General features: G+C 60.8%; 17 protein-coding genes and 3 pseudogenes. 16 read left to right on the top strand and 4 right to left on the bottom strand.

What is annotated here, in order from left to right:
• The first annotated feature begins 29 nt into the window (after positions 1-29).
• The 3 genes from WT26_RS05445 (at position 30) to WT26_RS05455 (ending at position 1,622) form a co-directional block, all read left to right on the top strand.
• Positions 30-581 (top strand): hypothetical protein, encoded by a 552-nt coding sequence (locus WT26_RS05445; protein ID WP_069269832.1) that lies wholly within the window; start codon positions 30-32, stop codon positions 579-581.
• A gap of 202 nt (positions 582-783) precedes the next feature.
• Positions 784-1,035 carry a hypothetical protein gene (locus WT26_RS05450; RefSeq protein WP_029226620.1) on the top strand — a complete coding sequence of 84 codons (252 nt, stop codon included), beginning with the start codon at positions 784-786 and terminating at the stop codon, positions 1,033-1,035.
• 383 nt (positions 1,036-1,418) lie between these two features.
• On the top strand, positions 1,419-1,622 hold the full coding sequence (locus tag WT26_RS05455; RefSeq protein WP_069272331.1) for a hypothetical protein: 204 nt from the start codon (positions 1,419-1,421) through the stop codon (positions 1,620-1,622).
• A 94-nt stretch (positions 1,623-1,716) separates the two neighbouring features.
• On the opposite strand, the gene WT26_RS05460 is transcribed toward WT26_RS05455, so the two are convergent.
• Positions 1,717-2,517, bottom strand: a complete 801-nt coding sequence (locus WT26_RS05460) for a transporter substrate-binding domain-containing protein (protein ID WP_069272332.1) — start codon at positions 2,515-2,517, stop codon at positions 1,717-1,719.
• Positions 2,518-2,827: 310 nt separating this feature from the next.
• Here WT26_RS05460 and WT26_RS05465 point away from each other — a divergent pair, with 310 nt between their 5' ends.
• From WT26_RS05465 to WT26_RS05490, 11 genes and pseudogenes are all read left to right on the top strand, one after another.
• Entirely contained in the window at positions 2,828-5,986 is a 3,159-nt protein-coding gene (locus tag WT26_RS05465) for a type VI secretion system Vgr family protein (RefSeq protein ID WP_069272333.1), read from the top strand.
• A gap of 56 nt (positions 5,987-6,042) precedes the next feature.
• Positions 6,043-10,626 (top strand): RHS repeat-associated core domain-containing protein, encoded by a 4,584-nt coding sequence (locus WT26_RS05470; protein WP_230461598.1) that lies wholly within the window; start codon positions 6,043-6,045, stop codon positions 10,624-10,626.
• Positions 10,623-11,234: a hypothetical protein gene (locus WT26_RS05475; RefSeq protein ID WP_069269834.1), complete on the top strand. Its 612-nt coding sequence runs from the start codon at positions 10,623-10,625 to the stop codon at positions 11,232-11,234. The genes WT26_RS05470 and WT26_RS05475 overlap by 4 nt, the downstream gene beginning before the upstream one ends.
• A gap of 54 nt (positions 11,235-11,288) precedes the next feature.
• Positions 11,289-14,282, top strand: a pseudogene (locus WT26_RS37940) (DUF6531 domain-containing protein); the annotation flags it as partial.
• Positions 14,283-14,416: 134 nt separating this feature from the next.
• Positions 14,417-15,760 (top strand): IS4 family transposase, encoded by a 1,344-nt coding sequence (locus tag WT26_RS05485; protein ID WP_155123136.1) that lies wholly within the window; start codon positions 14,417-14,419, stop codon positions 15,758-15,760.
• Positions 15,761-15,768: 8 nt separating this feature from the next.
• Positions 15,769-16,041, top strand: a pseudogene (locus WT26_RS39005) (RHS repeat-associated core domain-containing protein); the annotation flags it as partial.
• 229 nt (positions 16,042-16,270) lie between these two features.
• Positions 16,271-16,786, top strand: a complete 516-nt coding sequence (locus tag WT26_RS37115; RefSeq protein WP_155123063.1) for a hypothetical protein — start codon at positions 16,271-16,273, stop codon at positions 16,784-16,786.
• Between the two features lie 13 nt (positions 16,787-16,799).
• Entirely contained in the window at positions 16,800-16,925 is a 126-nt protein-coding gene (locus WT26_RS38795; RefSeq protein WP_257785662.1) for a hypothetical protein, read from the top strand.
• Positions 16,926-17,082: 157 nt separating this feature from the next.
• A pseudogene (locus WT26_RS35265) lies at positions 17,083-17,399 on the top strand (RHS repeat domain-containing protein); the annotation flags it as partial.
• Between the two features lie 347 nt (positions 17,400-17,746).
• Positions 17,747-18,175: a hypothetical protein gene (locus tag WT26_RS37120; protein ID WP_155123064.1), complete on the top strand. Its 429-nt coding sequence runs from the start codon at positions 17,747-17,749 to the stop codon at positions 18,173-18,175.
• 37 nt (positions 18,176-18,212) lie between these two features.
• Entirely contained in the window at positions 18,213-18,542 is a 330-nt protein-coding gene (locus WT26_RS05490; RefSeq protein ID WP_069272334.1) for a hypothetical protein, read from the top strand.
• Between the two features lie 58 nt (positions 18,543-18,600).
• Here the strand turns inward: WT26_RS05490 and WT26_RS05495 are convergent, their stop codons facing one another.
• Positions 18,601-18,840, bottom strand: coding sequence for a SymE family type I addiction module toxin (locus WT26_RS05495; protein ID WP_059958899.1), 240 nt, complete (start codon positions 18,838-18,840; stop codon positions 18,601-18,603).
• 73 nt (positions 18,841-18,913) lie between these two features.
• The gene (locus WT26_RS35270; protein ID WP_080409491.1) at positions 18,914-19,255 is read right to left on the bottom strand and encodes a helix-turn-helix domain-containing protein; all 342 of its coding nucleotides are present in this window, start codon (positions 19,253-19,255) and stop codon (positions 18,914-18,916) included.
• Between the two features lie 223 nt (positions 19,256-19,478).
• Between WT26_RS35270 and WT26_RS37125 the strand changes: the two genes are divergently transcribed.
• Together WT26_RS37125 and WT26_RS05510 are read left to right on the top strand one after the other, a co-directional pair.
• The gene (locus WT26_RS37125; protein WP_155123065.1) at positions 19,479-19,682 is read left to right on the top strand and encodes a hypothetical protein; all 204 of its coding nucleotides are present in this window, start codon (positions 19,479-19,481) and stop codon (positions 19,680-19,682) included.
• Between the two features lie 89 nt (positions 19,683-19,771).
• Positions 19,772-20,035: a DUF7660 family protein gene (locus tag WT26_RS05510; protein ID WP_059808492.1), complete on the top strand. Its 264-nt coding sequence runs from the start codon at positions 19,772-19,774 to the stop codon at positions 20,033-20,035.
• Positions 20,036-20,103: 68 nt separating this feature from the next.
• Here WT26_RS05510 and WT26_RS05515 read toward each other — a convergent pair whose 3' ends face one another.
• Entirely contained in the window at positions 20,104-20,289 is a 186-nt protein-coding gene (locus tag WT26_RS05515) for a SymE family type I addiction module toxin (RefSeq protein ID WP_063802372.1), read from the bottom strand.
• Positions 20,290-20,450 lie beyond the last annotated feature (161 nt).

A 20,450-nucleotide genomic window follows, 5' to 3' on the forward strand; every position in this document is an offset into this window, starting at 1 on the left:
ATTGCGCATCGCTTTTGCCAAGAAGAAAAATGCAGATCGTCAAGACGTGGTGCGTATCCGTCGTGTTGTCGATGGCTGCGTTGGGCAGCGGGTCCGCCTTCGCGCGTCCGCCTGCGGAGGACTGTCTGACGCAGGCGGAAGTCAAGCAGCTCGACCGCGATTTCTGGGCGACCTTCCCGTCGCCCGACGGGTTCGCCGCGTATGCGGCTCCTGACTTCTCGTTCAATACCAACGTCGCAGATCTGTCGCAGTCGCTCGCGCATGCGCCAAAGGGCCCGGCGCGCGCGCGGGCCGTTGCCACCTTCCTAGGCCAGCATCCGGACCTGTACGGGTCGTTCAACACGGCGCTCGATTCGACGTACCTGTACTACCCGGGGCGCGATCACCACCCGGATGCGGTGCGCACGTCCGCCACGTTTCCCGCGAATCGATGCGTGTCCGAATTCAACTTCGCCGGAAACGAGAAAAGCAGTCAATGCGTGTACGGTCAGCGCACCCGTGCATTCCTTCTGTCGTTCATCAAGGATCGCGGGCGCGTCATGCTGCGGACCGGCATGCTCGGGATGGAGGCTTGCAACTGACCGGTGCGTCACGCCTCTCCCGACCTCCGCATGCCCCGTTCTTCCCGCCACAAAGGCGTATCCTGACACGGTGTCGTGCAACGGCGGCGGCGCATCGATTCCGGCCGCCGCCCTGAGCGCGGCCGGCCGTTCCTACGCATCGCCCGCCTCCCCTGGCGCCGATATCCGGCCCGCCGCGCACGTCTTTAATGGGGGCGTCATCATGTCAGTCACGCACCATTCCGCAGGCTCCACGGCCACGGCAAGCGAGATTCGCGAGATTGTCGGTCCGATGGAAGACGAAGTCATCGCGCAGATCCTCGACATCGGCCCGACCAGCGCCGAAGTGCTGGATGCATACACGTGGCTCAGGGCCGACGACCGTCAGCAAATCAAGCTCGAACGCGAATTGCATGGCAAGGCCGCACGCGTGCTTGAAATCCTCGAGCAGGAAGAATCCGACGGCGACGACTGAACTCGCTGAACATCGAATCGCGCCGCGGGACGCGCCGTGCATGGCGTGGGGAGGGCGTTTGCGCGCCCCTTTTTGGGTGTCACGTACGCGTCACGACGACCCAATATGGTTTGACGTTCTCGCGACGGCGACTTCGCCATTCGTGCAAACGCGCCGCCCAGGTCCGATATGCCGGCCGGGAACGTTTCCAGGGAGCGGAGCGCATCGCGCCATGCGGCGGAACCGCGAAGGTTCCACGTACGCGCCGCCGGCGACACCACGCGCGTGCCGCACGTGGCGATGCGGGATCGTGCGCATCAACCGCGCGCCTGCACCATTTCATTCCAGAAGATGATCGAAGGCGGCTCGTGCCGAACCGCCGGAGACACAGGGAGGCAAGGGCCATGCTGAGTCCGCATGAATTCTCGATGCTGTTGCGCATTGCACGTGCGCCGGACAGCGTCGATCCGTCGAATCCGGCCTTTACCGTGCTCGTCGAAAAGCACCTGGTGGAAGACACGCAGGCGCGTGCGCATCCGGCCGCCGCGCGCGCTGCGCTGACGCCGGTCGGGCACGCATTGCTCGCACGTTTCGACGCGGCCGCCTGAACCGAAAGCAGGGCCATCGACTGCCGGATCGATGCCTGCGCCGCGCTCGCCAACCGGCCAACCGGCCGGCGAGCGCGCCGAACGATGTAATCGATTACTGCGCGACCGGCACCGTCACGTCGCTGCCGAACCAGTGCGTCGAGATCTTCTTCAGCGTTCCGTCCTGCTTCAGCGACGTCAGCGCGTCGTTGATCGCCTTCTCGAACTTCGGGTTGCCCTTGCGGAACGGGATCGCCATTTCCTGCTTGCCGCCGTTCAGCACTGCACCCGCGCGCAACGGCAGGTTCGACGTCTTGATCATGTACGGCAGCATCAGGCGGTCGTCGAGCGTCGCCTCGATCCGGCCCGCGGCGAGGTCGCGCAGCTTCTCCGGCGCGCCCGGATACGTCTGCACCTCGATGCCCGGCACGGTGCGCGCCATCTGGTCGTAGTTGGTGCCGAGCGTCACGCCGAGCTTCTTGCCCTTGAAATCGTCGAGCGACTTGAAGTTGCGCGTGTCGTCCTTGCGCTGGATCAGCTGAGCGGCCGAGTACGTGTACGGCTCGCTGAAGTCGAGCGCTTCCTTGCGCTGCGGCGTGATCGTGACCTGGTTGACGATCACGTCGAACTTGCCGGCCTGCAGGCCGGCGATGATGCCGCTCCATTCGGTCGGCACGAATTGCGTCTTCACGCCGAGCTTGCCGGCGACCGCATTCGCGACGTCGACGTCGAAACCCTCGAGCTGGCCGGACGTGCCGCGCGAGTTGAACGGCGGGTACGTGCCCTCGAGGCCGACGCGCAGCACGCCGGCTTTCTTGACCGAGTCGAGCAGGTCGTCGGCGTGTGCGGCGACGGCCGTGAAGCCGAGGGCCGACGCGAGCAGCAGGCCGGACAGCAGGAACTTCGAACGTTTCATCGCGCATCTCCAGAGTGATGTTGTAACAGCCCGGCAGCGCCCGCTTGCCGATGACGGGCGCGAGACGCAACCGGGATGACCGGCGGAGCGCCCGGCGGCCGAAAACACGGGTAGCTAGACACTACTCGCAACCAGACGCGACCGGTAGCGGAATTGGCCCTGATTGCAACCCTTCGGGTGAACCGATTCCTTTAAATCAGGTAATTTGTCTGATTTAACACGCATTTTGCCGGTAAAATGCGCGCGGGCAGGAATTTGAAGATGCGCCATCCGAGGGTGCTTTAAAAGAAAAAACCGAGGCCATAAGAATATGCAGAACGTGATTGCCGCGCTGCGCGGGGGCTTGCTTCAGCAGGACCGGCTGCTGAAGCTCGACACGCCGCTCGGCGCGAACACGCTGACGGTGCAGCGCGCCGTCGGCCGCTCGCGCATCGGGCGCGCATACGAATTCACGCTGGACGTGCTGGCGGCGGACGGCGATGTGGAACTCAAGAAGCTGATCGCGCAGCCGGTGACGTTGTGGATCCAGCAGGCCGATCGCGACTACCGGCCGATGCACGGCTACGTGCATACCGCGCGCCGGCTGGGCGCCGACGGCGAGCTCACGACCTACCAGCTCGTGTTCGCCGATTTCACCCATTTCCTGAAGTTCCGTCGCGATCAGCGGATCTGGAGCGACGCGCCCGTCGACCAGATCATCAGCGACGTGCTGAACCGCCATCCGCAGGCGCGGGGACGTTTCCGCTTTGCGCTGTCGACGCCGCTGCCGAGCCGCTCGTACACGCGCCAGCATGAGACCGACTGGCATTTCGTGCACCGGCTGATGGAGGATGAGGGCCTCTATTGCGCATGGCAGCAGGCCGACGACGGCAAGTCGCACACGCTCGTGATCACCGACAACCTGCGGGCGTTCGCACCGCTGTCGCCGGAGACCGTGCGCTTCTATCGCGCGGGCGCCGCGAGCGAGACGGACGCGTTCACGCAATGGAGCGGCACGCGCACGCTGCAGAGCGTCACGCGCACGACGCGTACGTTCGATTACAAGAACCCGTCCGTGCCGTCGAACCCGAAAGGCACGACGCTGCCGACGATGGGTACGCAGGGCGAGCTGCCCGACCAGCTCGAGGTGTACGAGTACACCGGCGCTTACACGTACCTGGACCAGTCACGCGGCGACCACCTGACGAAGGTCCGGATGGAGGCGTGGGAATCCGAGGCGAAGCGCTTTCGCGCCGCGGGCGGTGTGCGCGGCATCGATGCGGGACGGCGTTTCACGCTGTCGGATCATCCGGAGCACGATCGCGACCCGGCCGACCAGCGCGAATTCGCGGCGATCGAGGTCGCGTGGTGGATCGAGAACAACCTGCCGGTGTCGAGCGGCAGCGCGAGTTTTCCGCATAGCCTGAGCGAGGCGCTCGCGCAGGCGCAGGCCGGCTGCGCCGCCGATCCGGCATTTCGCGTGCCGCACGGCGACGGCTCGGTCGGCTTCTACCTCGTCGAGGTCGAAGCGCAGCGCGCGAGCATCCCGTACCGCAGCCCGTTCGAGCATCACAAGCCGGTAATGCATCTGGAGACGGCAATCGTCGTCGGGCCGCAGGGCGAAGAGGTGTACACCGACGCGCTGAATCGCATCCGCGTGCAGTTCGTCTGGGATCGCGTGAATCCGGGCAATGAGAACGCGTCGTGCTGGGTGCGCGTCGTGCAGTCGGATACCGGCGGCGGCTATGGCGGCGTGCACATCCCGCGCATCGGCGAGGAAGTGCTGATCGACTACGTCGGCGGCGATTGCGATCGGCCGTTGGCCGTGGGCCGCGTCTATAACGGCGCAGCGAAGCCGCAATGGCATAGCAACGGCATTCTGTCGGGTTACCGATCGAAGGAATACTCGGGCAGCGGCTACAACCAGCTCGTGATGGACGACGCGACCGGGCAGAACCGCGTGCAGCTGATGAGCAGCAGCGCGAACAGCCTGCTGCATCTCGGCTATCTCATCGACCAGAACGGCAATACGCGCGGGTCGTATCTCGGCAGCGGGTTCGATCTTCGATCGGATGCGCATGGCGCGGTGCGCGCGAGCCAGGGCCTGTACGTGACGACGCACCCGAAAGCGCCGAACAGCCAGCCGCTCGACGTGAAGGAAGCGCAGCAGCAGCTCGTGAATGCGGAGAGCCTCGTCGAGTCGATGTCGGGCGTCAGCGAACAGCATCAGGCCGAAAACCTGAAGGACGCGCACGAATCGCTGCGCGCGTTCACCGACGCGACGCAGGACAGCGTGCCGGGCAGCGCGTCGGGCGGGCGCACGGCGGGCGGCGGCACCGGCAGCGCGAACGCGTTCAAGGAGCCGGTAATGCTGTTCGGCAGCCCGTCGGGCATCGCGATGTCGACGCAGCAGTCGGTGCACGTGGCGGCGAACGATCACGTGAATATTGCCAGCGGACAGAGCGTGCACGTTGCGGCGGGCAAGTCGCTGCTCGCGAGCATCGGGCAGAAGCTGAGCCTGTTCGTGCAGAACGCGGGGATCAAGCTGTTCGCCGGGAAGGGAAAGGTCGAGATCCAGGCGCAGTCGGACAGCATCGAAGTGACCGCGCAGAAGACGGTGAAGGTGCTGTCGGCGACAGACAGGATCGAGATCGCGGCCGACCAGGGCATCCTGCTGACGAGCGGCGGCGGGTATATCCGGATCGCCGGCGGGAACATCGAGATCCATGCGCCGGGGAAAGTCGACGTGAAAGGCGCGTCGCATGCGTTCAGCGGGCCGGCGAGCATGGGGTATCCGCTGCCGAGCCCGCGGCCGGATCAGCCGGGGCAGCTGGAGCTGCTGCATAAATACGTGAACGGCGAAGCGGTCAAGGGCGGACTGTTCACGGTAAGGGACGTGAACGGCGCCGTGCTGAAGAAGGGCGCGCTCGACGGCAACGGCTATACGGTCGTGAGCGGCCTGCCGCCCGGTGCGGTGCGCGTCGAGTTCGGGAAGGACCCGCGCGAGTCGGATCAGCCGGCGAACTACTTCAAGGAGCAGAAGTGGCCGGCCGAGCCCGTCGAACCGTCGCCCGAAGCCGCGCAGGCTGCCGCGACCGGGCAGCTCGCCAGTCAGTTGCAGGGGATCGCGCCTGCTGCGGCAAGCGCGGCCATGGGGCTCGTGAGCGGCGGGGCTGGCGCCGCATTGGGCGGGCTGGCGAGTGCCGCCCTGCCGGCTGCGGCGAGTGCGCTGGGCGGTGCGGGCGTGGCGTCCGCGTTGCAGACGGCCACGCGCCTGAGCGGCGCCGCGAAGCAGGTGGCCGGGATGGTGCAGGCGGCGCGCCAAGGCGGGCTCGCGGCGTTGGCCGCGCCGGTCGCGAATGCCGCGCTGAAGGGGGCGTTGCCTGGTATTGCCAGGAAGGGCGGCCCGATGGTGGCGTCCACGGCAGGCACCGCGGCGGGCGGCATGAAGCTGCCGACCAGCGGGTTCGGTGGACCGCTGAAATCCTGAGAGGGCGGTGCATCAGCCGCCAAGAACAACAAATCGCGACTTGAACGAACAACAACATGGCTCAACAACTTCCACCGGGCGCTGAAAAGGAACAGGCCGTTACCTGGCTCAGCGACATTTCACCGAAGGACGTCGCGCAGGGCGGCAACCGCTTCGATGCGTGGTTGCGCAAGATCAGTGGCAACCACGTCACGTTCGAGGACCTGAAGACGTTTGCCGGCGCGGTGCCGATCGTCGGCAACATCATGGCGGCGGTCGACGCGCTCGGCGATATCGCCGCGATCGTCCAGAAGCGCGGCGGCCAGGTGCTCGATTACATGAGCCTGGCGATCAACCTGATCGGCATCATTCCGTTGCCGCCGACGCTCGCGCCGTTCCGGATGTCGGCGCGCCCGCTGCTCGCGCTCGTGCACAACCAGTTGCTGATCACGCGCAGCAATCTTGGCGCGGCGATCATTTCGGTGCTCGTCACGCATATCAACGCGACCTGTGCGACCGAGATCGAGGATTTTCTCAACAAGCTGAAGGCCGGTCTCGTTGAGCTGCTCAACGGCTGCGCGTCAAAGGCGGAAGAGCTGATGGTCGCGATCGCGCAGGGGATGGACAAGGCCCTGCAAGGCCAGCTGTTCGACAACAGCGGCAACCTGAAGCGCGCGGAGCAGCTGGCAAAGAAGATGGGCGACAAGCGGCCGTGGTACAGCACGAGCCGGGTCGGCGACGGGATCGCCTTCGCATGGGAAGGCTACAAGGCGCTTGGCAAGAGCGTCGGCAACAAGGTGACCGGCACCGCCGCGAAACTCGCGCCGAATGCGTGGCTCGAGCCGTTTCGCAGCACTGTCACGTTCCTGCTGACGGAAGCGCCGAAGGTTGCGTCGTCGATTCGCTCGCTTGCCGGCAGCGAGGAAGGCAAGATGATGTGGCTCATCGTGCAGCTGATCGAGGCCGTTGGGCGGGCCCGGGCGCGCGGGAAGCTGCATGAGCAGAGTACGGAGGTCCAGCCGGGAGGGAAGGGTAAGGCGCAGAAGACGCGAGGGCAGGAAGGGCTGGGTAATACCACCGGGCAGGCGCCGGCGGAGGGGGCGGGGAAGAGTGGTTGCAATGCCTGTGCGATCGGGGAGTCGATCGCGTCGATCGATTTCGCGTTCGGTGACGAGCGGTTCTCTCATGCAGATTTCGACTTGCCGGCCGCGCTGCCGGTTGTCTGGGAGCGCACATACCGGTCGCGGTTGTCCGCGTATGACAATGGCGAACTCGGCGCGCGCTGGATTACGCCGTACACGACCCGGATCGATATTAAGGGCGGCCAGTGGTTCTATCGCGATCCGGAAGGGCGCAGCGTCGAATATCGCGCGCTGGCGGCCGGCGAGGTGTACGACGACCTCTCGGAGAACCTGACGCTGTCGCGCCTCGACGATACGTGGGTGACGATTTCGTACGGCCATGACGCGCTGCACGTGTACGAGCGCCGCGGCGACGCGTTCCGCCTCGCGATGCAGAAGGACCGTGCCGGCAACACGATCACGCTCGACTACGACAAGCTCGATCGCCTCGCGCGGCTGATCGATGCAAGCGGCAACGTGCTTGCTTTCGAGCACGACCGGGATGGCCGGATCGTGCAGATCGAACAGGTGCTCGAAGGCGGCGAGCGTCGGACGCTTGCACGCTATGAGTACGACACCGATGGCGATCTCGTGCGGGCGATCGATCGTCATGGCAACGCGCGGACCTATGAATACTATCGGCATCTGGTCACTCGCTACACCGATCGCACCGGGCGCGGGATGACGCTCGAATGGGATGGCGCGAACGCCGACGACAACGCGAACGCGAAGTGCATACGCGAATACGCGGACGACGGAAGCCTCGACATCCGCCTCGCATGGAATCCGAACATCCGCCTGACCTACGTGACCGATGCGCTCGGGCAGATGACGCGGTACTACTACAACATCCACGGCTACGTGAATCGGATCGTCTATCCGGACGGCAACGAGGAATGGTTCCGGCGTGACGAGCATCACAACCTCGTGCTGCATATCCTGCCGGACGGGAGCGTCGAGCGGATGGACTATGACGTGCGCGGCAACTTGATGCGGCACGAGCGTCCGGATGGTAGCGTCGTCCAGATGGAGTACAACGACAAAGATCAGATGATTCGTGTCGTCGATCCGAACGGGCATGTGTGGCAGCGCAAGTATGACGATTCGGGCAATCTCGTCGAGGAGATCGATCCGCTCGAACAGGTGACGAAGTACAGCTATAACGATAAAGGGTTGCCGAAGCAGATCACCGATGCAAAGGGGGGATCGAAGACGCTCGAATACAACTCCGCCGGACAACTGACGAGCTACACGGATTGCTCGGGCAAGAAGACCGAGTGGCAGCACGACGAAATCGGCCGCGTGATCGAGGCGAAGGATGCGGCGGGCGGGGTGATCGGCTATCGCTACGGTTCGAACGGGCAACTCGCCGAGATTTGTTCGCCGGCGGGCGTCGAGCACGTGCATTACGACGCGGAAGGCAGGTTGCTGCGGCACACCGATCAGCTTGACCGGGCGACGCGGTACAGCTATGACGCGGCCGGCCGGATCGCGAGCCGCACGGATGCATTGGGACAGACGCTTGCGTATCGCTATGACCGGCTGGGCCGGCTGACTGCGTTGACGGATGCCAATTTCGCGACGTATCAGTTTCATTACGATCCGGCGGGGCGGATGATCGAGGAAATCGGCTTCGACGGGAAATCGACGCGTTACGAATATGACCCGGAAAGCGGCAGCCTTCTTGCGCTTAACGAAGCGGGTAGTGTGACGTCAATTGATGTCGACGCGAGTGGCCGCTTGATGAAGCGCGCGGCTGGCGAAAGCGAGGAACGTTTCGCGTACGACCCGAGCGGGCGGTTGATCGATGCGGTGAATCGGTATAGCCGCGTGCAGTTTTTCTTCGATCCGGTCGGCAATCTTGTCCGGGAGCATCACGCGTATAGCGTATTCGGGACGCAGCGCAGTTACGTTTGGCATCACGAATACGACGAACTGGGCAACCGGCGGCGAACCGTGCGGCCGGACGGGCACGCGATCGACTGGCTGATGTACGGTTCCGGGCACGTGCACGGGATGCTGCTGGACGGCGAGGAACGCGTACAGATCGAGCGCGACGACCTGCATCGGGAGACGGTGCGGATGCTGTCGAGCAAGGTTGGACAGCGCACGATGTACGACCCAGCCGGGCGGGTGCTGCAGCAGACGATCAAGCGGGCGACGGCACCCGCGCCGATGTCCGAGCGGCGGTATCGCTACGATGCGGTGGGGCAGCTATCGCGTATCGAGGATAGCCGCAAGGGTGGGACCGATTATCGATACGATCCGGTCGGGCGACTGATCGAGGCGATCAGCCCGGTTGCGAAGGAGCGATTTGCGTTCGATCCGGCGAACAACATCGTCGATCCGGTGCGGCAGCAAGCTGCGCCTGCGTTGCGCTCCAGTCCGATGAGGCCGGAGAGCACGCTGCCGGCGGAAGTGCCGAAGGTACTCGGCAATCTGCTGAAGGCGTATGCGGGGACGCACTTCGAGTATGACGCTCGCGGGAATCTGATCCGCAAGCGCACGCCGGCAGGTGAGCAGGAATACGAGTGGGACGAGTTCAACCGCCTGCTGCGCGCGCGCGTGGCGGAGACGTCGCAGCAGAGTCAGGCTCAGTATTTCTATGATGCGTTCGGCCGCCGGATCGCGAAGGAGGTAAACGGCGAGCGGACGGTGTTCGGCTGGGATGGCGATACGCTGGCGTACGAAAGTGATGGCGAGCGCGGCACGCACTATATTTACGAGCCGGGGACGTTTGTGCCGCTCGCGCAGTATGTATCGATGCCGGTGGAAGGAATTGCGACGCCGGAGTGGAATAGCACCGATCGCTATGTGCCGGAGGAGGATCCGCTGCAGAAGGTGCCCGAGCGTCGGGCAGATGCGAAGCTGTTCTACTACCACTGCGATCAGATCGGTACGCCGCAGTTGCTGACGGATGACGATGGCGATGTGGTGTGGGAGGCGTCGTACAAGGCGTGGGGCGAGGCGCGGGAGGTGATTGCGCGGGCGTCGAAGGCGGCGGGGATCGTGCCGAGGAATCCGTTGAGGTTCCAGGGGCAGCAGGTTGATGCTGAGACCGGGCTGCACTATAACCGGTATCGGTATTACGACTCTCGCATCGCGCGCTTCATCTCAACTGATCCGATTCGGATACTAGGAGGCTTGAACTCGTATCGATATGTACCGAATTCGACTGTTTGGGTCGACCCATTGGGGCTGACGGCAAAGAAGGCGTTATGTTATGCATTGCTCGCGAAAATAGAAACGAAAACAACGCTTCTTAGGTTGGAGATGGATAAATATAGCCCGAAGGACGATGCTTTGGGTGGGCATACTCACGCTCATGGAATTACGGTGCCTGGTGGTCACTATAAAGAGATACGGGATTTGCAACGCGGCATAAAGAATTCGCTTAAGGCTTACACGGATAAGGATTGTCATTGTGAGTGCAATCTAATTAAGGCTCGGCCGATATTGGATTCTGCGGATAGGTATTCGAATAAGGAGGTGGAGATTCCTCCTGGTGTTGTTTATATACCGATTGCGAGTAATAGATGATGGATGACGAAGTTATTGTTGATATTTTTGAGGCTGCCGATGAGTTCGCGGCGGGTAACTTGTCGCCAATAACCAGGCTGCTGCCAAGAATTGAAAGAGGGGAGTTTCTTGAGGGGGTTCCGATACTTTTCTATGTTGTGAGGAGTCGAGAAATATTTGACTTTCTCGACGGAAGGGGGGTGAATTTTCTGCAGAAAAACGAGCTTACCGGGCATAATCTTTTGCATGATGCGATTCTGGAGGATGGCTCGGAAATTTTTGAGAAAGTGCTCTCGTGGTATTCGAGTCGGGGTTTGGTTGATGATCCAGATATTAACGGGATAACGCCATTGTCGTCGGCGTTGAAGTTTGGAAAGGTTGAGCGAGTTGAGAGATTGATCGATTCCGGTGCAAATATGTTGTCGGTTGCGTCAAATGGTCTCACGCCGATTAAGCAGGCCTTGTATTGTCTTGAGGGCGAAGATGTTGCGATTTCTGAGTTGGATATGTTGTTTAAGAAGGGAATTGCGATAAGTTCGAGCGAAATTCAAGATCTTGTCAAGTCCGCGGTGTTTCTGGGGAAGAAGAAAGTTTCGAAATGGATTGAGGATAATGTGAGGCTTGGGTGAGCTGAGCTGAGGGGCGTCATTTCATCGTGCGACTCCTCAGGGTCTCGGCATCACCAGACTGAAGCTCAACTGCCGGGCGGTGCGCAGTGCAAGCGGAAATGCCCGCCGGTGAAGACCCCGCCTGAACGAACCAAGCGGTCGATCGGCTTCGCGTTTGGTGATGAATGGATCGCTCACGACGATTTCACGATCGATGGTCCGTTGCCGATTACGTGGCAGCGTACTTATCGCTCGTTCTTCGGCGCGAACGATGAGCGCGGCGAGCTTGGCGCGCGCTGGATCACGCCTTACACGACACGCATCAATATCGTCGGTTCGAAGCTGGTCTATCACGACGCGGAAGGTCGCAGTCTCGGCTATCCGCTGCTCGCCGCAGGCAGCGCCCACGACGATCTTGCCGAAGACCTCACGCTGCTGCGTCTCGACGATCGGTGGTTGACGCTGACGCGCGGACACACGCTGCTCGAGGCGTACGAGCGGCATGGCAATGTATTCCGCCTTGCGTTCATCAAGGATCGCGCGGGCAACCAGGTCACGCTCGATTACGGCGAACAGGGCCGGCTGTATCGACTGATCACGCCGCACGCGCAGGTCGCGTTTCGCCATGATGCGCACGGACGCATCATCGAAATCGCACACCATAACGCTCAGGGCGAACGCCTCGGCACGCTCGCGACCTACGAATATGATCGCGACAACGATTTGATTGCCGCGGCCGACCGCTACGGCAACCGGCGCGAATACCGTTATCGCGACCACCTCGTCACGCGTTACACCGATCGGACCGGCCGCGGCGTCAATCTCGAATGGAGCGGCACCGGCCCGACGGCCAAATGCGTTCGCGAATACGCCGACGACGGCAGCGACGAAGTGCGGCTCGCGTGGCATCCGGACTTCCGGATGGTCAGCGTGACCGATGCGCTCGGCAACGTCACGCATCACTACTACGACGTCAAGGGTTTCTCGTTCCGCGTGATCCATCCCGATGGCAGCGAGGAATGGATGTATCGCGATGCGAATGACAATCTCGTCCAGTTCATCCATCGCGACGGCACTGTCGAGCACTTGTCGTATGACGCGCGTGGCAATTTCGTGTGCCACCAGCGTACCGACGGCAGCGTAGTCGAAATGGCATACGACGAGAAGGCTCAACTCGTTCGCGTTACCGATCCGCTCGGGCATCCATGGCTGCGCGAATACGACGACGCGGGCAACGTGGTCGCGCAGATCGATCCGCTTGGCCGCAAGACAGAGTTTGCGTACGACGGCAAAGGGCTCGTCACGCAGATCAAGGACGCGAAGGGTGGCGCAAAGTCGTTGAAGTACGACGAAGCCGGACGGCTGACGAGCTATACCGACTGCTCGGGCAAGACGACACAATGGACGTATGACGGACAGGGCCGGCTGGTCGCGACGAAAGATCCGGCGGGCGGTACGACGACGTTCCGCTATGGCGTGAACGGGCAATTGGTCGAACTGGTCTCGCCGGCGGGCCGAGAACAATTGAGCTACGACGCGGAGGGACGTCTGCTGACTCGTACCGATCCGTTGAGCCGAGTGACGCGTTACGGGTACGACGCAGCGGGGCGTATCAACATCCGGACCGATGCGCTTGGTCAGGTGCTTTCATACCGTTATGACCGGCTGGGGCGTCTTGTCGCGCTGACCGATCCGAATCATGCGACTTATGCATTCCGATATGACGCGGCCGGCAGGTTGATCGAGGAGATCGACTTCGACGGAAAGGCGACGCGCTACGCATATGACGAGGCGAGCAGCCGTCTTGAATCGGTCGATGAGGCTGGCCTGGTCGTGCGGATGTCCCATGACCGCGGCGGTCGGCTCAATGGGCGTTCGGTTGAGGATCAAGAGGAGCGCTTCGCTGACGATCCTTTAGGGCGCTTGATCGAAGCAAGCAATCGACACAGTCGCATCCATCGGTTCTTCGATCCGGTAGGCAATCTGGTGCGTGAGCATCACGCGTACGACGTATTTGGCGAGCGCAGGAGTTTCGTGTGGCATCACGATTACGACGAACTCGGCAATCGGATCAGGACGGTTCGACCGGATGATCACACGATCGACTGGCTGACTTACGGCTCCGGACACGTGCACGGCATGATGCTGGACGGCAAGGAGCTCGTGCAGATCGAGCGGGATGATCTGCATCGGGAGACGTTGCGCACGCTGGCGAGCAAGATCGATCAACGTTCCGTGTATGACCCGGCAGGGCGATTGTTGCAACGGACGGTGCAGCGCGCGAATGCGCCCGCGCCGTTGGCGGAGCGCCGTTATCGTTACGACGGGTCGGGACAACTCACGCAGATCGAGGACAGCCGCCGGGGACTGACGGACTATCGCTACGATCCGGTCGGTCGGCTGATCGAATCAATCGGACCGGCAGGCAAGGAGCGGTTTGCGTTCGATCCGGCGAGCAATATCGTGGATCCGGGGCATCCGGAAACTGCGCGTACTGCGACACGCTCGAGTCCGGTGCGTCCGGAAAGCACGTTGCCGGCCGAGGTGCCGAAGGTGCTCGGCAACCTGTTGAAGCGGTATGCCGGACAGCGTTTCGAGTATGACGCGCGCGGGAACCTCGTTCATCGAATGTCTCCGGCGGGCGAGCAACATTACGAGTGGGATGCGTTTAACCGGCTGCAGGCGGCGCGGGTGGAAGAGGCGTCGCGAAGGAGTGCGTCGCGGTATTACTACGATGCGCTGGGTCGGCGGATCGCCAAGGAGGTGGACGGCGAGCGGACCACGTTCGGCTGGGATGGCGACAGGCTGGCGTACGAGAGCGAAACGCAAGGCAGTACCCATTACGTGTACGAGGCGGATTCATTCGTGCCGCTGGCGCAGTACGTGAGTGCGCCGGTCGCCGGGATTGAGACGCCGGCACGGACGGAGGCGGACCGATACACGCCGGAGGAAGATCCGCTGCAGCGCGTGCCGGAGCGAGTCGGCGAAGCGCACGCGTTCTATTACCACTGTGACCAGATCGGCACGCCGCTGCTGATGACTGACGAACTGGGTGAGGTGGTTTGGGACATCGTCTTATACACAAGCCTGGCCTCCGCAACCGTAGGCCGGAACAAACCGTCGTCGAGCAATAAGAGCGCGCGGGGCTTGTAAACTTTCGGCGCGTCGCGTTTACTCTCGCTTTTTGCGTGAACGCCTTGGCCCTGGAAGCACCGTACTGGACGGAAACTGAATTTACCGACCTTGACCTTGGCGACGCGCGCTTGAACAAGCGAGCGAGGACATTGATGGAACGATTGGCGGCCAAGCCGACGGCCGGCGTGCCGCAGGCGTGTCGGGGCTGGGGCGAGACGATGGGGGCGTACCGCTTCTTCGACAACGACGAGGTCGAGTGGGGAGCGATTCTGGAGCCGCACTGGCGGCAGACCGAGCAACGCATGGCAGCCCAGTCGGTCGTGCTGTGCCTGCAGGACACCACGGAACTGGATTTCAACGGCCGGCAGGCAATGGGCCTCGGACCGCTGTCTTACGAGGCGCAGCGCGGGATGTATTTGCATCCGACCTACGCGGTGACGCCCGAGCGGGTGCCGCTGGGCGTGCTTGACGCGTGGATGTGGGCGCGTGAGCCCAAGGACGCGCAGGGCAAGCGCGGCGGCCTCAAGGAAAGCCTGCGCTGGATCGAGGGCTACGAGCGGGTGGCGGAAACGGCAGCGAGCTTGCCGCACACGCGACTGGTGTACGTCGCTGATCGCGAGGCGGACATGCTCGCACTGATGGTGCGGGCGCAGGAGCTGGACACGCCGGCGGATTGGCTGATTCGCTCGACCCACGACCGTGCGCTGCCCGAGGCAGCGAAGCTGTGGGCGGCGACGACAGAAGGCGCACCGCTCGGCGAGATTGCCTTCACGATGGGCTCGCGTCACGGCGTGAAGGCGCGCCAAGTGCGTCAGCACGTATGGTTGCGGCGCATCGAACTGCCGGCAGGTGTTGGTCAAAGCGTAGCGGCCACGTGTCTGGTGGCGCGTGAGTTTGATGCACCAAGCGGCGTCAAGCCGATCGAATGGCGCTTGCTGACCAACCGCGAAGCCACGACGCTGCCGGAAGCGATTGAACTGATCGACTGGTATCGGGCGCGCTGGGAAATCGAGATCTTGTTCAACGTGCTGAAGAACGGCTGCCGAGTCGAGGCGTTGCAATTGGGCACGATTGAACGACTTGAGCGCGCGTTGGCACTGTTTCTGGTGGTGGCGTGGCGGATCACCCATCTAATGCGCCTGGGCCGCAGTTGCCCCGATCTCGATGCCGAACTGTTCTTCGATGCCGATGAAATTCGCGGCGCGTATTTGCTCACCGACGTCAAGCAGCCGGCCCAGCCCAAGCTCAACGAGGTGCTGCGCTTGATCGCGCGCCTGGGCGGATTCCTCGGCCGCAAGGGCGACGGCGAACCCGGTGCGAAAGCCATCTGGCTCGGACTCAAAGAGGTTCATGTCGCCGCCAAGACATTGCAAAAGTTACGTGCCGGCGGTCACGCCGACAATTGTGTATAAGCCGATGGGTTTGGGAGGCTTCGTACAAGGCGTGGGGCGAAGCGCGGGAGGTGATTGCGCGGGTGTCGAAGGCGGCGGGGATTACGCCGCGGAATCTGCTGAGGTTTCAGGGGCAGCAGGTTGATGGGGAGACGGGGCTGCACTATAACCGGCATCGGTACTACGATCCGAACGTTGGGCGGTTCATCTCGAAGGACCCGATTGGACTGAATGGCGGGCCAAATGTCTATCAGTACGCGTCAAACCCGGTTGAATGGATCGATCCACTAGGGTTGTCCGGTCGAAAGGAGCATAAACCACGCATTGAGGATGGGAACAGCAAAGAGGGGTGGCAGCATATTGATGAACGTCATATCAGTGGAACCCATTCATCAGGTGCTGGAGATATCTTCCCACCTGAAACCAGCCGTGAAGAGCTGCAGCGTGTGTGTGAGTGTTTGGTGAAAAATGGAACTCGAATATCTGACCCGAAGCGCAGAATTCAAACCTATGCAAAGAGGGGGAAGGTGAGTGGGAAGAGGGCTCGGGTCAGGGGTTCTTTTGACTCTCATGATAAGAACAGAACAATTACACTATTTCCAGTGGAGAGTGAGTAAATTGGTTAAATTTAATTTTGAGAGAATTGGTGGGGAGGCCCCGTCTGGATTTGATCTCGGGGAGATGGAGATTTTTTATGGTGGGGATTGTATATCTTCGAAGAAAGATAAAAGATTGAGGATGATGATTTATCTCTCAATTGTTAATTTGATTGATTCTTTGTTGGAGTTGGGGGATAAAAAGAAGGTTGAGTTTATTTCTGTGGGCTCGTCATTTTCATTTTCTTTGTATTGGAAGGGTGGTGGGGTTTGTGTTTCTTCGAAAGGAGTTATGCTCGGGCCATTTAAATTTTCGGAGATTCTGGGTTCAGTTGAGATGGGAGTGGTGAGATTTATCAATGATGGAAATGGGCTGGCTAAGGATGATGCTGTATCTCACGATCTCGACGGGGCGCTGAGTGACCTAAGGCTGGCCATTGAGAGGGGATAGATCCTGAAACTATGTGTACGACGAACAAGGCAACCTGAAGGAGCGCATGCGCAATGGCGAGCGCATCGTGTTCGGCTGGAGCAGCCTGAGGCGGATGGTGACGGCGAGCGACCGGCACGTGCAGGCGAAGTGTGTATGACGCGCTGGGTCGTCACATCGCGAAGTTGACTGAGCCGCAAGTGCCGTATCTGGTGACCGCGGGCAGCTGCTGGCGTGACGCGGAGCGGCGGCGGCTGACGCAGGAACACGGTTACGGCCTGACGCTGCATAGGTGGGACGGCGACACGCTGGCGTAGTACCATTGTGATCAGATCGGCGCGCCGCAGGAGGTGACGGACGAGGCGGGGGAGATCGCGTGGTCGGCGCACAACAAGGCGTGGGGTGAAGCGCGGGAGGTGATCAGCGAAGCGGCGAGAAAGGCCGGGATCACGAATCCGCTGCGGTTTGTGGGACAGCACTTCGATCGTGAGACGGGCCGCACTATAAGCGGTAGCGGTACTATGATCTGGGCAGCGGTCGGTTCGTTAGCGAGGACCCGATCAGGCTGGCTGGAGGCATCAACGCTTACCAGTACGCACCCAATCCGATACAGTGGTTCGACCCGCTAGGGCTGGGTGTCGGCAGTGGTCGCCATACGTCAGGCATTGCCAAGCCACCACTCACAGGTGCCACGCCGAATTCCATTTATACGAAAAGCAATGCGACGGCAACGTTACCGTGCAAAATTCTATCTACGATGGAAGCGTCGATCTAATTGGGCAGGTGGATTTCAAAAATCACGGCGGATGTGCGTGCTCCAGCCACGCCCGCGTGATTGATCCACCAAGCAGTGTAGACAGTCTTGCGGCAGCGCATGGTCCCAATGCTTCTCATATTCCGCCAGCGGATGTTCCTGCTGAATGGAAGGCTATTCCGCCTGGTATGAAACCGGCAACACCAATTGGACAATGAGAGGCTAAGATGTCCGAAAACGTAAGCAAACTGCTGAACGACTATCACAATTTCGACGATGGCCTTGTTGTGTCGTTCGGCTTCTTCTATCCAGTAGGAGAGCCGCCTGCAGCTCAAGGCATTTTTTACGCGAAGAACCATTCAGTACCGGGAGATCAATGGGATACCGTTGCGATCGTCGTGAAAGACATTGTGGAGTTTAACGCGCGCTGGAAGGGGAATCAGCCGAACTCGATTTGTACCGGTGTGCATCTAGTGAGGTTTGGGGACTTATGGTGCATGGACGTTGACGGTGTATATGGGGAGGTAGAAGATCCGAAGTCAATCGAAGAGGTTCGACAATTCGGTGACTGCTATGCGATTGGCCGTGATGTCAGATTCTACGTTGTCAATAATCGTCGAGTTGACTTATATGCGCACTTGAAACACGTTGACTGAAGGGGCTACCAGCCGTTCGACGGAGGCCACACGGGTCATGAGCTACGAATATAGATTGGTGTTTGACGATGCTGATTCAGCGCAGCATGTCATGGACTCGTTGAATTCGAGTGACGCATGCGTCAAGGCGGAGGCGCTGGAAGTTTGTCTGAAGGATCGGGCGCTACAGACATTGGCTGAATATGATGCTAGGTTGACTCAAGAGAGCGATCGGTCGCTATGGCTGGAAGTTAATTTTAGGTCGCTGAATTTATGCAATCTGGTGCAAGGAGCGTTGAGCGGCAGGGTTGTTAGATGTTTCGAAGATGGGGATTGGGACGATGAAGTAACGCTGAAGGAAGCGTTTCGTATCAAGACAAACAACTAGACAACAAGGGCCGCGTGAGCGGCCCTTGTTGTTGGTGTAATGAGTTGAAGCTCGTCGTTCAGGTGGCGGTGATGGTGAGCTTGCCGTGTTCGACGTGAACGCGGAGCTTCTGGCCGGCGTGAAAGCCTGCATCGTGGGCAAGCCATTGGCCCGCGATCCTGAGCCACAGGTACAGCGGCTCGCAGTGGCTGTCGTCGTAGAGGGCTTTCCGTCCGTAACGATCCATGTCTCGCTTGCGCTGCATCGTGATGAAGCGTTCCGTGACGGGGGGACGTGCTTTAAGATTGGCGTCAGCCATGATCAACTCCTTGGGTGAGTTGGTGGTGGTCAGCGGTCCGTGGGTGTTGGCGCACTCACGGCCCGCGCTTCGTTTACAGCTTACTGTTTCGCTTGTCTGCTACCTGATTCTTGATGATAAGTGCATCGAGAAGCTCCTTCGCGAGTTCACGGGCATGTGCGGGCATTCGCGATACCGCCTCGAATTGATACCGCAAGTCGTCGTCAGGTCCGCGCTCATCGTGATCGAAGACGATGGCGTCAGCGCTGACGCCTAGCGCGATTGCCAGTCGGCGAATCACGTTCAGGGACGGGTGAGCGTTCCCACCTTCATAGCGCCGGATTTGCAGAACGGCGAGCCCGGCCGCATCCGCAAGGGTTTGCTGGGTAAGGCCACGCGCTTTGCGTAGCACGTTTAAACGTTCAGAGAATTCCATTCGCCAGAACCAAGGTGAGGGCATTCGCTTTTGAAACGAATGCTGACATTTTTGGGGTGTTCGAGGATCGCCTGCTAGATACTTAATATAGGCCGCTTTTAATTTCGAGATGCTTGATTGGCCGAAGGTTATATAAACCGGACACGGTCCCGTACCGCGGTATGAGTACGACCAGCAGAGCGGCAGCCTGCTTGCGGTGAACGAAGCAGGGGCGGTGACGTCGATGGATGGCGACGCGAATGGTCGCCCGCTGAAGCGCGCGAATGCGCCCGCGCCGTTGGCGGAGCGCCGTTATCGTTATATTGAAGACCAAGATTTGGAAGGACGGCGCTGGGAAGCTGTGGACGCTCGATCACAGGCGGCTCTTGGCATTCAAATTGGCACGAAAGTGCATGCCATATCAAATGGCATCAAAAGACGAGGTTGATAACCAGGTGTGGAAGATGAGTACCAAGAATGGTGGGACATCTATCCGCTTGAAGATGGAGGATGGTCAGCCAATGACCGTTGAGTGAAATGACGATTGACAGAAAGAGAGTGGCGGAAATCAAGACAAGGGAAGAATTTATTGATTTTATGGCTGACTTCGTGAGATCAATAAGAAGTGAGGTGGCGATCGAAAATAACACTGTTGATTCGTATCTTGAGGCAATGGCTTCCTGGGTTGAAGATATGGACGGCTATTACGAGAATATGGGTATAGCTAATGAGGTGAAGCTTGATGCGATGAATTGGAGGGTTCTCGCGGACATTGTGGTTGCCGCAACAATGTATGAATAGACTGAAGTAAGAACCAAGGGCCGCGTGAGCAATCCTTGTCGTCTGTGTGATGAGTTGAAGCTCGGCGTTCAGCAAGCGGTGATGGTGAGCTTGCCGTGTTCGACGTGAACGCGGAGCTTCTGCCCGGCGTGGATACCTGCATCATGGGCGAGCCACCGGCCGGTGATCTTGAGCCATAGGTACAGCGGCTCGCAGAGGCTGTCGTCGTAGAGGGTCTTCCGTCCGTAACGGTCGATGTCGCGCTTGCGCTGCATCGTGCCGGCGCACTCGACTACGTACGGGACCGCTACGGGTTTCCAGTGCACTTGGTTCCGCTGACCTCGGACGAAAGCGAGGGAATGTTTCTGTACGACACGCGAGACGGCGCAGTCTACGATTACGAATTGCGCGACCACGCACGCTTCATCGCCGGCGA

The organism is Burkholderia cepacia (genome assembly GCF_001718835.1).
Taxonomy (GTDB): Bacteria; Pseudomonadota; Gammaproteobacteria; order Burkholderiales; family Burkholderiaceae; genus Burkholderia; species Burkholderia cepacia_F.

Bases quoted from the DNA above. Each gene is read 5' to 3' on its own strand.
- WT26_RS05450 (WP_029226620.1), top strand. From the start codon at position 784: ATGTCAGTCACGCACCATTCCGCAGGCTCCACGGCCACGGCAAGCGAG.
- WT26_RS05465 (WP_069272333.1), top strand. From the start codon at position 2,828: ATGCAGAACGTGATTGCCGCGCTGCGCGGGGGCTTGCTTCAGCAGGAC.
- WT26_RS05455 (WP_069272331.1), top strand. From the start codon at position 1,419: ATGCTGAGTCCGCATGAATTCTCGATGCTGTTGCGCATTGCACGTGCG.
- WT26_RS05460 (WP_069272332.1), bottom strand. From the start codon at position 2,517: ATGAAACGTTCGAAGTTCCTGCTGTCCGGCCTGCTGCTCGCGTCGGCC.
- WT26_RS35270 (WP_080409491.1), bottom strand. From the start codon at position 19,255: ATGGAATTCTCTGAACGTTTAAACGTGCTACGCAAAGCGCGTGGCCTT.
- WT26_RS05490 (WP_069272334.1), top strand. From the start codon at position 18,213: ATGAGCTACGAATATAGATTGGTGTTTGACGATGCTGATTCAGCGCAG.
- WT26_RS05495 (WP_059958899.1), bottom strand. From the start codon at position 18,840: ATGGCTGACGCCAATCTTAAAGCACGTCCCCCCGTCACGGAACGCTTC.
- WT26_RS05475 (WP_069269834.1), top strand. From the start codon at position 10,623: ATGATGGATGACGAAGTTATTGTTGATATTTTTGAGGCTGCCGATGAG.
- WT26_RS05510 (WP_059808492.1), top strand. From the start codon at position 19,772: ATGACGATTGACAGAAAGAGAGTGGCGGAAATCAAGACAAGGGAAGAA.
- WT26_RS37120 (WP_155123064.1), top strand. From the start codon at position 17,747: ATGTCCGAAAACGTAAGCAAACTGCTGAACGACTATCACAATTTCGAC.
- WT26_RS37125 (WP_155123065.1), top strand. From the start codon at position 19,479: ATGGATGGCGACGCGAATGGTCGCCCGCTGAAGCGCGCGAATGCGCCC.
- WT26_RS05445 (WP_069269832.1), top strand. From the start codon at position 30: ATGCAGATCGTCAAGACGTGGTGCGTATCCGTCGTGTTGTCGATGGCT.
- WT26_RS05515 (WP_063802372.1), bottom strand. From the start codon at position 20,289: ATGCAGCGCAAGCGCGACATCGACCGTTACGGACGGAAGACCCTCTAC.
- WT26_RS05470 (WP_230461598.1), top strand. From the start codon at position 6,043: ATGGCTCAACAACTTCCACCGGGCGCTGAAAAGGAACAGGCCGTTACC.